Below are 14,256 nucleotides of genomic sequence, written 5' to 3'. Positions count from 1 at the left end.
TGTGTTCTCACCGTTTCGTGTGATGCCGGTGTGTTCGAATGGTCGGTAGTTTGGAGGTATGACCGACAACGCGGCTCACCCCTCCTCCGACGCGGTGGCTTTAGCCCACCGCATCGGCGAGCTGCTCGCGACCATCCGCCCTGCCGAGGCTGAACTCGGTGCCCTGCTGGTGGAAATCGAGCAGCGCGGAGCCATGGAGCTCTTCGGCTATCGTTCTGTGGCAAGGCTTCTGGAGCATCTCGGTGACGTTCCGAAGCCGGCTGCCGAGCGATGGGTGAAACGTGCTCGCTTGGTGAACCCGGGCCGGAACCTTGATGGCAGCCCGATTCCCGCCCTGGCACCCGCCACCGGCGCTGCCGCGCGGGCGGGGCGGTTGAGCAACCCGATGATCGATGTGATCACCGATGTCCTGACCCGGGTTCCGGCCGAGCATCGGTTGAGCGCCGAGGCCCATTTGCTGACGTTCGCGGAGGAGGCCGGGCACAAGCAGGTCGCGGGTCTCGGGGCCCGCATCCTCGCTCACCTGGCTCCGGACGGCTTGGCGCCTCACGACAGCGAGCCGGTTGTTCCGGCCCGGGAGTTGTTCCTGCGCAGGAAAAGAACCGGGGTGTGGGAGCTGAGTGGCCGGTTCGATGATGAGACCGGTAAGCGTGCCAGTGCGTTGCTGGATGCGTTGGCCGAGCGCCGCACTGGCGACGAGGGCCCGGACTTCCGCACCACCCCGCAACGCTACGGGGATGCGTTCTCCGACGCCGTGGATCTCGCCCTCAACTCCCCGGACCTGCCGATGCAGGCCGGGGAACGCGCCCACGTCATGGTCGCCGTGTCGTCGGCGGATCTGAAGTCCGGGGTCGGGAAGGCCACCCTCGGTGACACCGGGACGATGACCGCGGCTGAAGCGCGGCTGCATGCTTGCGACGCCATGATCATCCCCGCGGTCCTGGGCGCCGAGAGCGAACCACTGAACCTCGGCCGCCTCCGTCGCCTGATCTCCGCGGGACTCCGCCGAGCCTTATTCCTCCGCGACCGAGGCTGCGCCTTCCCCGGCTGCCACCGACCACCCCGGCATTGCCAAGGTCACCACATCCGGCACGTGCGCCATGAGGCGCGTGTTTATCCGATCGGAGGTGCAAGACCTCCGACGCTGGATCGTCACAGCGGTTCGGTGAAGCTGAGGGCAGCCTGACCTGCGGGAATGGGCAGGTTGAGGTGGCAAGCGGCCCTGACGAAGTCGAGTCGTGCCAGTATCGCCAGATGGTGCGGGCTCGGTGAGCGAGACGAGAAGGTATACGAATAGGAATCAGTGTCTGAAGCCTCGTTATGTGGAGCCGACTCGAACCTGGCGGATATGGGTCGGTAGTGCAGTGCGCGTGAACCAAGTGGTAGGGGTAGCGTCCGCCCGGGAATTGTTCTCGGGCAGCCTGTGGAGAAAGTCTGTGGCGTATTCACAGGGACTGCCGGGGTAAAGCTGGGTGCCTCACTCGTCGATCGGGAACACGTGAACATGGGAACCACCGCAAGCCTTCCATAAACGGGTCACAGCCGGTGGTCTGATGACGGATAGGCGCATTGCCTGCCGAGAGGCTTGCGATGGGGCGGAGTCGCCGTAGTACTCCGAGGACGGAAAAGCCGTCCACATGGGGAAGGGCGGCAGCGAGACGAAGCAGGGAAGTTGAGGTAATGCCAGAAGAAGCCTCACCGGTGAACATCGGTGATCTGCTGTTGGTGCCGTTCACCGCAGGGCAGCGGGTACTGGGAATGCAAACGAAGCTGCACCGTTGGGCGGCGGCCGATCCCGGCCGCCGGTTTGATGATCTCTATAACCTCGTGGCCGACCCCGCATTCCTCGTCACGGCGTGGGAACGGGTGTCGGGGAACACCGGAGCACGCAGCGCGGGTGTCGATCGGCGGACTGTCCGCTCGATCACCGAATCGAAGCTGGGTGTTGTCGGGTTGTTGGAGGAAATCCGGGCTGATCTGAAGGCTCGGGCGTTCCGTCCGCTCCCGGTCCGGGAACGGCACATTCCCAGAACCGGCGGGAAGACGCGCCGGCTGGGGATACCGACCGTGACCGATCGGGTCGTTCAAGCCTCGCTGAAGCTGGTCCTGGAACCGATCTTCGAGGCCGGGTTCCGGGACTCCAGTTATGGTTTCCGGCCCAGACGCCGGGCCCAGGACGCCGTCGAGGAGATCCGCCACTATGCCCAGCAGGGCTATGAGTGGGTCTTCGAGGGCGACATCGCCGCCTGTTTCGACGAGATCGACCACACCGCCCTGCTCGGGCTGGCGCGGAAACGGATCAAGGACAAGCGGATCCTGGAGCTGATCAAGGCGTTCCTGCGCGCGGGAATCCTCAGCGAGGACGGCGCCGACCGGGACACCCATTCCGGAACCCCTCAGGGCGGCATTCTGTCGCCGCTGCTGGCCAACATCACTCTCTCCGAACTGGACGACTATTTCCACCAGATCTGGGAGAACCACAGGAACTCCTGGACCCGGGCGCGCCATCGCCAACGCGGCGGCGCAACATTCCGGCTGACCCGTTATGCCGACGACTTCGTCGTCCTGGTCAACGGAACCCGAGACCACGCGGAGAAACTATGGGATGAGATCGGTGCGATCCTGGACCGGATCGGGCTTCGGCTCGCCCCGGAAAAGACACAGATCGTGCACATCGACGAGGGATTCGACTTCCTGGGATTCCGCATCCAGCGGCACACTCAATACGGAAGCGACCGGAAACTGATCTACACCTATCCGTCGAAGAAGTCGATGACTTCCATCAAACGGAAGGTGAAGGCAGCGACCAAGCGGATCACCCATCAGGACGCGGACCGACTGTTCCGGCAACTCGGGACGATGACCCGCGGATGGGCCCAGTACTTCCGGCACAGTTCCTCCAGCAAGGCCTACCACCATCTCCAGCACTACCTGTGGTGGCGGGTCTGGGAATGGCTGAAGAACAAACACCCCCGCACCAGCAGACGGTGGATCATCCGCCGCTACTACAACCGGTGGTGGCCGGAATACAACAGTGTCGCACTCTGGCAACCCGCCACGATGACCATTCAGCGTTATCGCTACCGGGGCCACCGGATACCGACACCATGGGACAAACCAGGCGTCTCGCCTGCCTGACGGCGACTCGTGGAGAGCCCGGTACTCGGAAACGGGTACGCCGGGTTCGGGAGAGCGGCAGGGGGAAACGACCCGGCGAAATCCGGACACCGCGCCCCCTGCCGACTCTCACTGGGCAGACGGCGGCCCCACCGATCTGAGCAATCTGGTGCTGATGTGCGCCCACCACCACCGGTTGCTGCATCGCTCGGGGTGGGAAGTCCGTATCGCCTCCGACGGGCTCCCCGAATTCCTGCCACCGGTCTTCATCGACCGTCGACGAAGACCGAGGCGCAACAACCTGCACGAACCACTGCCATTCGCAGCCTGACCACGGGAAAGGTCCGCAGCCACACGGCTACGGGCCGACACCCACGAGCCCACCCCCGATCGCGGCGATTCGGGGCCCGGGCCGACAGGCAAAGCCTTGGCGCGGATCGCGCCGCTGCGACCTGCACAAACAGGCCAGCGAGGTGATCGTCAAAGACGGCTCCCTGGGCACGCTGGAGGACAACGTCGAGTTCGTGATCAGCGTCGATTCCACGAGTGTCCGGGCGCGGGGCTGCCTTTGGCGGTGATCCTCACTCCGGGCCAGGCCGGGGACAACCCGCAGCCGCTGCCGCTGCTGGTGCGGGGCGGGCGGGCGCTGGCCGACGAGGCCTACACCCATCCGAGCAACTCGATACGCCAAGCGAACTGCCTACCACCGGGCCGAGATCGTCCTCGCCTGCATCGTCCTCCACCTCCGACGAAGATCCACAGAACACGCCCTAGGCGGTTTGGCCATGAGCACCTGCCACTCGTCGACCTTCGGAGCAGCCGGCGCCCAGGCGACCGGGAGCCCGGCCGGGGTGCAGACCAGATGCAGCCGCGAGCCCCAGAACCAGCGCGAGTGCGAGCGGCAGAAGCCGTACTTGGCCCAGCCCGCCGGCTCCGAACGCTTCACCGTCGGTCGGTGTCGGCGGCCGGCCACACCCTTCGCCCATCTCCGGTCACCACCCAGACTTCCGCATTACTCGTCTAGCGGCGCCCGGAGCGGCTCGCGGCGAGGTACTCGCGGTTCAGCGTCGCGATGCTCGTGAACGGGATCCCCTTCGGGCACGACGCCACGCACTCCCCCGTGTTCGTGCAGCCGCCGAAGCCCTCGGCGTCCATCGCCGCCACCATGTCCAGCACCCGGTTCGCCCGCTCCGGGCCGCCCTGGGGCAGCAGGCTCAGGTGCGTCACCTTCGCCGCCGTGAAGAGGGTGGCCGAGCCGTTCGGGCAGGCCGCCACGCAGGCTCCGCAGCCGATGCACGTGGCGTTGTCGAACGCCAGGTCCGCGTCCGGCTTCGGGACCGGGGTCGCGTGGGCGTCCGGGGCGCTGCCCGTCGGGGCGCTGACGTACCCGCCCGCCTGGACGATCCGGTCGAGCGCCGAACGGTCCACCACCAGGTCCTTGACGATCGGGAAACCCGCCGCGCGCCACGGTTCCACGTCGATGACGTCGCCGTCGGTGAAGGAGCGCATGTGCAGCTGGCACGACGTCGTGCGCTCGGGACCGTGGGCCTGCCCGTTGATCACCACGCCGCACGAGCCGCAGATGCCCTCGCGGCAGTCGTGGTCGAACGCCACCGGCTCGTCGCCTTCGGAGATCAGGCGCTGGTTCAGCACGTCCAGCATCTCGAGGAACGACATGTCGGGGCTGATGCTGTCGACCGGGTAGGCGACCAGCCTGCCTTCCGCGGCCGGTCCGGCCTGCCGCCAGACGCGGACGGTGAGTTTCATGTGTAGCTCCGCTGAGTCGGGTGGACGTGCTCGAAAACCAGTTCCTCGCGGTGGAGCACCGGCTCGGCGCCGTACTCCCACGCGGCGACGTGCGCGAAGTGCTCGTCGTCCCGCAACGCCTCCCCCGACGCCGTCTGGTGCTCCTCGCGGAAGTGCCCGCCGCACGACTCCTCGCGGACCAGCGCGTCGACGAGCATGAGCTCGGCCAGCTCCAGGAAGTCGGCCACGCGATGCGCCTTCTCCAGCTCCTGGTTGAACTGCTCGCCGCCGGGAATCCGGACGTCCCGCCAGAACTCCGCCCGCAGCTCGGGCACCCGGTCCAGGGCCTTGCGCAGGCCTTCGCGGGTGCGGGACATCCCGCAGTGGTCCCACATCAGCAAGCCCAGCTCGCGGTGGAACGAGTCGACCGACCGCGTCCCCCGCACCGCCAGTAGCCGGGAAATCCGTTCGCGCACTTCGGTTTCCACGAGCCGGACCGCGGACGCGGGGACGTCGTCGAGGCGCGTGCTGCCGAGGTAGTCGTTGACCGTCGCCGGCAGCACGAAGTAGCCGTCGGCGAGGCCCTGCATCAGCGCCGACGCGCCGAGCCGGTTGGCGCCGTGGTCGGAGAAGTTCGCCTCGCCGATCACGAACAGCCCGGGGATCGTGCTCTGCAGGTCGTAGTCCACCCAGAGCCCGCCCATCGTGTAGTGGATGGCCGGGTAGATCCGCATCGGCACCGCGTACGGGTCTTCCGCGGTGATGCGCTGGTACATGTCGAAGAGGTTGCCGTAGCGGGCTTCGATCGCCGGACGGCCCAGCCGCGCGATCGCGTCGGCGAAGTCGAGGTAGACGCCCAGGCCGCCGGGACCGACGCCGAACCCGGCGTCGCACACGTTCTTCGCCGCCCGCGACGCGATGTCCCGCGGCACGAGGTTGCCGAAGCTCGGGTACAGGCGCTCGAGGTAGTAGTCGCGCTCGTCCTCGGGGATCTCCCCTGGTGACCTGGTGTCGCCTTGGCGCTTCGGGACCCAGATGCGGCCGTCGTTGCGCAGCGACTCGCTCATCAGCGTCAGCTTCGACTGGTGCTCGCCCGAGCGCGGGATGCACGTCGGGTGGATCTGGGTGAAGCACGGGTTCGCGAAGTAGGCACCGCGCTTGTGCGCGCGCCAGATCGCGGTGGCGTTCGAGCCCTTCGCGTTCGTCGAGAGGTAGAAGACGTTGCCGTAGCCGCCGGTCGCGAGCACGACGGCGTCCGCGAGGTGCGTCGTGATCTCGCCGGTGACCAGGTCGCGCGCGACGATGCCGCGGGCCCGGCCGTCGGTGACGACGAGGTCGAGCATCTCCGTGCGGGCGTGCAGCTCGACGTTGCCGGCGTCGATCTGCCGGGACAGCGCCTGGTACGCGCCGATCAGCAGCTGCTGGCCGGTCTGGCCGCGGGCGTAGAACGTGCGCTGCACCTGCACGCCGCCGAACGAGCGGGTGTCGAGCAGGCCGCCGTACTCGCGGGCGAACGGGACGCCCTGGGCCACGGCCTGGTCGATGATCTGCGCCGAAACCTGGGCCAGCCGGTACACATTGGACTCGCGGGCGCGGAAGTCGCCGCCCTTGACCGTGTCGTGGAAGAGCCGGTACACCGAATCGCCGTCGTTGCGGTAGTTCTTCGCCGCGTTGATGCCGCCCTGGGCCGCGACGGAGTGCGCGCGCCGCGGCGAGTCCTGGAAGCAGAACTGCACGACGTGGTAGCCCTGTTCGGCGAGCGTCGCGCCGGCCGAGCCGCCGGCCAGGCCGGTGCCCACGACGATCACCCGGTGCCGTCGCCGGTTCGCCGGGTTCACCAGCTTGGCGGCGAACTTCCGTTCGTCCCAGCGGTTTTCCAGCGGAACGGCGGGGGCTTTGGTGTCGGCGATCGGGTCGCCCACGTGGTAGTCGGACATCAGTGCACCAGTCCCGTCATGATCGCGACCGGGACGAGGGCGTACCCGCCCGCGACCACGACCGCCGTCGTGCTGCCGAAGATCCTGATCGCCCGCTCCCGCCGCGGGCGGGTGACGCCCAGCGTGCGCGCGGCGCTCGCGAAGCCGTGGTGGATGTGCAGGCCCAGCATGGCCAGGGCGACCAGGTAGATCAGGTTGACCCACCAGACCTGGAAGTCCGCGACGAGGTTGTGGTACGGGTCGCCGGGGACGAAGTCCCGGTTCACCGTGCCGACGGTGAAGTCGAGGATGTGCCAGACGACGAACAGCGCGAGCGTCGCGCCGCCCCAGCGCATCGTCCGCACCGCGAAGTTCGCGCGGGCCGGCGGCCGGTGGACGTACCGGACGGGTCGTGCGCGGCGGTCGCGCCGGGCGAGCTGCACGGCCGCGGTGACGTGCAGGACCAGCGCGGCGAGCAGGACCGTCCGCTGCAGCCAGAGGAACCACTCGCGGCCCAGCACCGGTTCGCCGATCGTGCGCAGCCAGCCGGCGTAGTGGTTGAGGTCGTCGGCGCCGAGGAACGTCTTGAGGTTGCCGACCATGTGCGCGAACACGAAGGCGAGCAGCAGCAGGCCGCTCACCGCCATGACGGCCTTCTTGCCGATCGTCGAGGCCCAGAAGCGCCGGACGGCCGAGCGCCGGTGCGGGGCGAGGGTGTTCACCACCTGACCGACGGTAGGAGCGCGTCGACCAGAGGTCAAAGACATGATAGCTCTGTAGTCGATAGTCTCTGCCTATGCAGTTCCACCAGCTGGCGTACTTCGTCGCCGTCGCCGAGCACCGGCACTTCACCCGCGCCGCCGAGCAGGTGCGGGTGGCCCAGCCGTCGCTGTCGCAGCAGATCCGCGCGCTCGAACACGACCTGGGTGCGCCGCTGTTCCACCGGATCCGCGGCAACGTCACGCTCACCGAGGCCGGCGAGACGCTGCTGCCGATCGCGCGGCGGATCCTCGCCGACGTCGACACCGCGCGGCTCGCCATCCGGGAGCTGGACGAGCTGGACCGCGGCCGCGTCCGGCTGGGTGCCCCGCCGAGCCTGTGCACGGGCCTGCTGCCCGCGATGCTCGCGGCGTTCCGCCGCCGGTACCCGGGCATCCAGCTGGAGCTGCACGAAAGCGGCTCGGGCGACCTGCGGCAGCGGCTGGCCGAGGGCGCACTCGACCTGGCGCTGCTGGCGGGCGCGCGGATCACCGCCGACGCCGGCCTGACGGCGACCCCGCTGCTGCTGGAGGAGCTGGTGGTGATCGCCGCGCCGGACGCGCCGGTCCGGGGTGACCGCCTCGGCATCGGGGCGCTGGCCGACGTCCCGCTGGTGATGTTCCGCCGCGGCTACGACGTCCGCGAGGCGACGGTCAACGCCTGCCGCGCCGCCGGGTTCGAGCCGTCGTTCGCGATCGAGGGCGGCGAGATGGACGCGGTGCTGGAGCTGGTCCGCGCGGGCGTGGGCGCGGCGGTGGTCCCGAGCACGGTGGCCGGCGACCGGTTCCGCATGACGCGCTTCACGCCCGACGCGGGGATGACGCGGGTGGTGCAGCTCGCCCACCGCGCGGACGTGGAGCCGACCCGGGCGGTGCGCGCCCTGCGCACGGCGATCGCGGGATTCGTCGCCGACGCGGCCCGGCGGGCGAGCCTGCCGCCGGGCATCGAGTCCCTGGTGGACGACAGCGCCGACAACTGAGCCGCGGCCGGTCAGCCGAGATCGCCCGGCCCAGGCCGGTCAGCGGTCGCCCGGCCGAGGTCACTCGGTCGAGGCCGGTCAGCGGTCGCCCGGCCGAGGCCGCCCAGCCGCGCCCGTCAGCCGAGGCCGAACCGGGCCGCGAATGCCGCCATCTCGTCGCGCCGTCGGCCGGGCTCCGCTGTCCCCGGCGTCACGACGATCCGCGTCACCCCTTGCCGGACCAGCTCCTCGGTGTCCTCTGTGGACATATCCAGCGAACCCCACCGGGTGTACTGCAGGCTTTCCGGGTCACGCGCGGTGGCGCGGGCGAGCTCGAACTGGCGGCGGCGCTCGTCCACGGCGAGCGCGCCGCCCGGGAAGTAGCCGTCGCCGCAGCGGCCTGCCCTGCGGGCCGCGGCCGTGCTCGAGCCGCCGATGTGGATCGGCAGTGGGTGGCCGCCGACCGGTTTCGGGTAGATGCAAGCTCCTTCGAAGGCGAAGAACTCGCCGGCGAACGAGACGCCTTCTTCGCCGCCCGCCCACAGCAGGCGCAGGACGTCAATCGCCTCGTCGGCCCGGCGGCCGCGGGTGGCGAAGTCGACGCCGGCCGCCCGTGCCTCGCCGGGCAGGGCGCCGACGCCGACGGTCAGCAGCCGCATGCGGCCGCCGGACAGCACGTCGATCGTCGCCAGGCGCTTGGCCAGCACCACCGGGTGGTGGTACGGCAGCAGCAGGACCCCGGTGCCGAGCAGGATCCGGCTGGTCACGGCGGCGACGAAACTCAGGCACTCCAGAGGGTCGGCATAGGGCAGGGACGGCGGCAGCGCCATCGCCCCGACTTTCGCGCCCGGGTACAGGGCGACGTGCTCCGGCAGGTAGATCGACTCGAAGCCGCACTCCTCCGCGTCCCGGGCGAACCCGGCGAGCGTCTCCGGGTCGGCGCCGAAAAACGGGGTGCTGTAACTGATCCCGAACTTCACGCCCGTGAAGCTAAACGTTCACGCCGACGTCAAGGCAACCTCGTCAGGCGGGCAAGGGCGGCGAACCCGTCCTCGGTGCCGGGCCAGTGCGCCCGCACGGCATCGAGCCCGGCGCGGCGCACGACCGAGCGCAGGACGGCGCTGACGATGATGGCGTCGTCGGCGTACCCGAGCACCGGGATGAAGTCGGGCACCAGGTCGATCGGCAGCGCGAGGTAGGCGAGCAGGAGACCGAGCCGGATCCGAACCCCGCGTGGCAACGTCTTGTCCGCGGCCAGCCGGCGGACGAGCCGCAGCACGTCCGGCAGCAGCCGCAGCGCTTCCCGGAGCAGTCCCCCGCGCGGCCGGACGATCACGAGCGCGACGATCAGGGCGGCCCACGCGAGCAGCAGCGCGGCCGCGACGCCGAGCAGCAGGTCCCACCAGAACGAGCCCGTCACCCGCACGAGGTTACGTCCCGGCTCGGGTGCGTCGCGCGATCGGGCGGGTTTCGGCCTCCGTCCACCGGGGAACGCGGAGCGGACAGGCTCGGCAGGCGGAGGTCGGTGTGCTCGGTGGGTTGTTCGCGGTCACGAAGGCGGGGATGACGCTGGCCTTGGCCGGCCCGGTTCTCCTCACCCGGCAAGCGAAACAAGTGCTCGGCCCGCTCGCCGGGGAGCTGCTCGCGGGCGCCACCGGCACCGCGGCGGAAGCCACCCGGACCGGCAGCCGCACCGCCGTGCGGGCCGCGCGGGTCGTGCGCAACGCCGCCGGTCCGCGCACCGCCGTCTGGCGCGCCGGGCGGCGGCTGCACGTCCCCCTGCGGCCCGCCGGCGACCACCCGGACGGCTCCGCCTTCGCCGCCGAGCTGGCCGGACACCCCGACGTGGCCGGCGCCTACTGGGACGGCGGGCTCGGCAGCGCCGTGCTCTACCTGACCGAGGAGGCCGCCGCCGACCGGGTCCTCGACTGGCTCGGCGACCGCTGCGAACGGCACGGCCTCACCCCCGCCGAGCCCGGTGACTCCGCCCCGGCCCACCCCGGCGACACCTACGGCGTGCGGACCGCCGCGCTCGCGCTGGCGATGGACGTCGCCGGGCTGGCCGTCTCGGTCGGCACCCGGACGGTGCGCTCGGGGCGGCTGCACGAAGCCGTGCGCGCGGCCGTGTCCGCGGCACGGGAACACCCGGCCGTCCGTGCCGCGCTCGACGAGCAGTTCGGCTGGTACACGGCCGAACTGGCGCGCTCGGGCGTCTCCGCCGCGGTGCGCGGGCTGAGCCAGGACCCGCTCGAACTGCTGCTGGACGCCCTCCTGCGCACCGGGCAGCTCACCGAGGCGATCGCCCGCCTCACCGCCTTCGACGCCCACCACGACGACCTCTGCTCGCCGGACCGGCCCAGCCTCGGCGTCACGCCGGCGGAGCGCCGGGTCCGGATCCCCCACGAGGACTACGCCCGCACCGCCGTCGGCGGCGGCCTGCTCGCCGCGGTCGCCGACCTGCTCGTGCGCCGCAACCTCCGCGAAGCCGCCGAAGCGTTCCTCGCGGCGTCGCCGATGCCCGCGCGGTACGCCGACACCGCCTTCCACACCGCGATGGGCACCGCCTTCGCCCGCGAAGGCGTGCTCGTCCGCGACCCGGACCGGCTCAAGGCACTGGACACTGTGGACACCGTCGTGCTCCACGTCGACGCCCTGCACGGCAAGGACGGCCTCGACCCGCACGCCGAAGCCGTGCTCGACGCGGCCCGCCGGGCCGAAGCGCAGGTGCTCATCGCCGGCGACCGCACCCGCGACCGGCTCGGCGAGTTCGCCACGCTCGCCGACGACGTCGCCGAGGAACCGTTCCCCGGGCTGGTGACGCGCCTGCAGGACGAGGGCCGGGTCGTGCTCACCGTCGGCCGGCCGCCCGACCGGTGCGCGCCGAACTGCGACGAGGTGGCCGGCCTGTTCGCCGGTGACCTCTGCGTCGCCCTCGCCGACCGCAACGCCCCGGTGCTGTGGGGCGCCGACCTGATCGTCCGGCCGGGCCTGGTCGGCGTGTGGCGGGTGCTGCGGGCGGCCGGCGCCGCGCGCACCAACAGCAGGCGGGCCACCCGGGTGGCGACCGCGGGCGGCCTGATCGGCGGGCTGCTGCTGGCGTCCCGCCGTCGGCGCACCCTGGTCCCGGCCCTTCCGCGGCTGGACCCGGTGCTGCTCGGCGGGCTGACCGGGCTCACGATGGGCACGTTCGCCGCGGTGCGGGTGGCCGCGGCCCGGCCGCCGGCCGGCCGGACCCGGATCGCCTGGCACGAGCTGACCGGCGAGGAGGTCGTCGACCGGCTGGCCGCCGCGGAAGCCGAGCCGACGCACTGGGACCTGGCGTCCCGGCGGGTGCGGGCGGCGACGGGCGCGGTGGCCCGGCACCCGGCCGCGGCGCCGGTCCGGTTCGCCACGGGCCTCGCCGCCGACGTCGTCGCCGAGCTGAACGACCCGCTGACCCCGGTGCTGGCCCTCGGCGCGGTCGCGTCCGCGGTGGTCGGCTCGCCGGTGGACGCGCTGCTGGTGGCCGCGGCGATGGGCCTGAACGCCGCCGTCGGCGGGGCCCAGCAGTTCCGCGGCCGCCGTGCGCTGGCGAAACTGCGGGACGGCGAACGGCAGCGGGCGCGGCGGGCAGGCGGCCGGGTCGTCGACGCGCGGACCTTGCGGCCCGGCGACCGGATCGAACTGCGGGTGGGCGATGTCGTCCCGGCCGACGCGCGGCTGCTGACCGCGGGCGACCTCGAAGCCGACGAATCCGCGCTGACCGGCGAGTCGCTGCCGGTCGCCAAGCAGCTCGACCCGGTGCCGGGCGCGCCGATGGCCGAACGCAGCTGCCTGGTCTTCGCCGGCACCACGGTCGTCAGCGGCGAAGCCACCGCGGTGGTCGTGGCGGTGGGCCCGGAGACCGTGGCCGGCCGGGCCGTCGAGCTGGCCACCCGGACCGCCGCCGCGGTCGGCATCCAGGCGCGGCTGCAGGACCTCACCCGGCGCGCGCTGCCGCTGACCATGCTCGGCGGCGCGCTCGTCACCGGCCTCTCGGCGATCCGCGGCCGTCCGCTGCGCCGGGCACTGGCCGGCGGTGTCGCGATCGCCGTCGCCGCGGTGCCCGAGGGGCTGCCGCTCGTGGCGACGGTGGCCCAGCGGGCGGCGGCCCGGCGGCTGTCCGCGCGGGGCATCCTGGTTCGCGCCCCGCGGGCACTGGAGGCGTTGGGGCGCCTCGACGTCGTGTGCTTCGACAAGACCGGCACGCTGACCGAGAACCGCCTGCGCGTGGTGACGACGACCGGGCCCGACGGCGAGGCGCGCGAGCCGGGACCCGGCGACGTCGTGCTGCGGGCCGCGGCGCGGGCGTGCCCCGGCACGCTCGACGATCCCCACGTGCGCGCCCACGCCACCGACCACGCCGTGCTCGACGCCGCGGGTCCGGACGAGGGCTGGACCGAGCTGGCCGGGCAGCCGTTCGAGGCGAACCGCGGCTACTCGGCCACGATCGGCCGGGAGTCCGGCGGCGACCCGGCGCTCGTCGTCAAGGGCGCCCCGGAAGTCGTCCTGCCTGCCTGTGCCGGCGCGGCGGACCTGGCCCACGCCGCGGAAGCGTTGGCGGACAAGGGGTTGCGGGTGCTGGCCGTGGCGTCCCGGACGACGTCGCCCTCGCTCGACGACGAAGAAGTGCTCGCGGACCTGGAGTTCCTCGGCTTCCTCGGGCTCGCCGACACGCTGCGGCCGACGGCCGAGCCGCTGGTCACCGGGCTGCGCGAAGCCGGCGTGGCCCCCGTGATGCTCACCGGCGACCACCCGAACACCGCGCGGGCCATCGCGACGTCGCTCGGCTGGCCGTCGGACGCGCCGGTCGTCACCGGGGACGAGCTGGCCGCGCTCGACCGGGCCGGCCGGGCGAAGCTGCTCGCCGGCGCCGGGGTGATCGCCCGCGTCGCCCCGGAGCAGAAGCTGCAGGTCGTCGAGGCGCTGCGCGAGGCGGGCGGGGTGACGGCGATGGTCGGCGACGGCGCGAACGACGCGGCGGCCATCCGCGCCGCGGACGTCGGCATCGGCGTGCGGGCCCGGGCATCGACGGCCGCCCGCACCGCGGCCGACGTCGCCCTGACCGACGAGGACCTGACCGTGCTGCTGGAGGCGGTGGCGGAGGGCCGGGCGTTGTGGCGCAGCGTGTCGGACGCGGTGGTGATCCTGGTCGGCGGCAACGCGGGCGAGATCGGCTTCTCGGTGCTGGGCACGCTGCTCTCGGGCGACTCGCCGCTGGGCACCCGCCAGCTGCTGCTGGTCAACCTGCTGACCGACCTGTTCCCGGCGATGGCGGTGGCGGTCACCCGCCCCGACGACGACGGCAGCGCCCCGGGCGGGCTCGGCAGGGGCCTGAACCGCGAGATCACCAGCCGCGGCGTGACGACGGGCGTCGGCGCGACGACGGCGTGGCTGATCGGGAGGTTCACCCCGGGCACGGTCCGCCGCACGAGCACGATGGCGCTGTGCGGCCTGGTCGGCACCCAGCTGGCCCAGACCCTGCGCGGCCGCAGCCGCAGCCCCCTGGTCGTGGGGACGGCGGTGGGTTCGGCGCTCGCACTGGCCGCGATCGTCCAGACGCCGGGGGTGAGCCAGTTCTTCGGCTGCACCCCGCTCGGCCCCCTGGCCTGGGCCGGCGTCGGCGCCGGCGTGGCCACCGGAGCCCTGACCTCGCAGCTCCCCCTCCTCCGCAAGCCGTAACTCGCGTGATCAGAGCCGTAACTCGCGTGATTCGGGCCGGATCTCGCGTGATCAGAGCCG

General features: G+C 71.8%; 9 protein-coding genes and 2 pseudogenes. 5 read left to right on the top strand and 6 right to left on the bottom strand.

All coding sequences use genetic code 11. From position 1 onward, the window contains the following. The first annotated feature begins 58 nt into the window (after nucleotides 1-58). From BLW76_RS20150 to BLW76_RS49715, 3 genes and pseudogenes are all read left to right on the top strand, one after another. Complete coding sequence (locus BLW76_RS20150) at nucleotides 59-1,186, top strand: HNH endonuclease signature motif containing protein (protein WP_091309676.1); 1,128 nt, start codon at nucleotides 59-61, stop codon at nucleotides 1,184-1,186. Between the two features lie 494 nt (nucleotides 1,187-1,680). Further along, a complete protein-coding gene (ltrA, locus tag BLW76_RS20145) occupies nucleotides 1,681-3,138 on the top strand; it encodes a group II intron reverse transcriptase/maturase (protein WP_167384663.1) in 1,458 nt (485 codons plus the stop codon). 109 nt (nucleotides 3,139-3,247) lie between these two features. After that, nucleotides 3,248-3,448: pseudogene (locus BLW76_RS49715) on the top strand (HNH endonuclease signature motif containing protein); the annotation flags it as partial. A gap of 450 nt (nucleotides 3,449-3,898) precedes the next feature. On the opposite strand, the pseudogene BLW76_RS49710 reads toward BLW76_RS49715, so the two are convergent. The 4 genes and pseudogenes from BLW76_RS49710 to BLW76_RS20125 form a co-directional block, all read right to left on the bottom strand. Further along, nucleotides 3,899-4,078, bottom strand: a pseudogene (locus BLW76_RS49710) (IS982 family transposase); the annotation flags it as partial. Nucleotides 4,079-4,137: 59 nt separating this feature from the next. Then, nucleotides 4,138-4,884, bottom strand: a complete 747-nt coding sequence (locus BLW76_RS20135) for a succinate dehydrogenase/fumarate reductase iron-sulfur subunit (protein WP_091309671.1) — start codon at nucleotides 4,882-4,884, stop codon at nucleotides 4,138-4,140. Next, the gene (locus tag BLW76_RS20130) at nucleotides 4,881-6,800 is read right to left on the bottom strand and encodes a fumarate reductase/succinate dehydrogenase flavoprotein subunit (RefSeq protein WP_091309668.1); all 1,920 of its coding nucleotides are present in this window, start codon (nucleotides 6,798-6,800) and stop codon (nucleotides 4,881-4,883) included. The genes BLW76_RS20135 and BLW76_RS20130 overlap by 4 nt, the downstream gene beginning before the upstream one ends. Next, nucleotides 6,800-7,504 (bottom strand): succinate dehydrogenase cytochrome b subunit, encoded by a 705-nt coding sequence (locus BLW76_RS20125; RefSeq protein WP_091309667.1) that lies wholly within the window; start codon nucleotides 7,502-7,504, stop codon nucleotides 6,800-6,802. The genes BLW76_RS20130 and BLW76_RS20125 overlap by 1 nt, the downstream gene beginning before the upstream one ends. Nucleotides 7,505-7,575: 71 nt before the next feature. Between BLW76_RS20125 and BLW76_RS20120 the strand changes: the two genes are divergently transcribed. After that, the gene (locus BLW76_RS20120; RefSeq protein WP_091309664.1) at nucleotides 7,576-8,517 is read left to right on the top strand and encodes a LysR family transcriptional regulator; all 942 of its coding nucleotides are present in this window, start codon (nucleotides 7,576-7,578) and stop codon (nucleotides 8,515-8,517) included. Between the two features lie 116 nt (nucleotides 8,518-8,633). On the opposite strand, the gene BLW76_RS20115 is transcribed toward BLW76_RS20120, so the two are convergent. After that, complete coding sequence (locus BLW76_RS20115; protein WP_091309661.1) at nucleotides 8,634-9,476, bottom strand: LLM class F420-dependent oxidoreductase; 843 nt, start codon at nucleotides 9,474-9,476, stop codon at nucleotides 8,634-8,636. 29 nt (nucleotides 9,477-9,505) lie between these two features. Then, complete coding sequence (locus tag BLW76_RS20110; RefSeq protein ID WP_091319604.1) at nucleotides 9,506-9,916, bottom strand: YkvA family protein; 411 nt, start codon at nucleotides 9,914-9,916, stop codon at nucleotides 9,506-9,508. A gap of 107 nt (nucleotides 9,917-10,023) precedes the next feature. Between BLW76_RS20110 and BLW76_RS20105 the strand changes: the two genes are divergently transcribed. After that, complete coding sequence (locus BLW76_RS20105; protein ID WP_091309660.1) at nucleotides 10,024-14,196, top strand: cation-translocating P-type ATPase; 4,173 nt, start codon at nucleotides 10,024-10,026, stop codon at nucleotides 14,194-14,196. The last annotated feature ends 60 nt before the right edge of the window (nucleotides 14,197-14,256 follow it).

Origin of the sequence: Amycolatopsis tolypomycina, assembly GCF_900105945.1 — a bacterium.
Lineage (GTDB): Bacteria > Actinomycetota > Actinomycetes > Mycobacteriales > Pseudonocardiaceae > Amycolatopsis > Amycolatopsis tolypomycina.
Note: the sequence above shows the minus strand (reverse complement) of the source record. Positions and strands in the feature narration are given on the sequence as shown.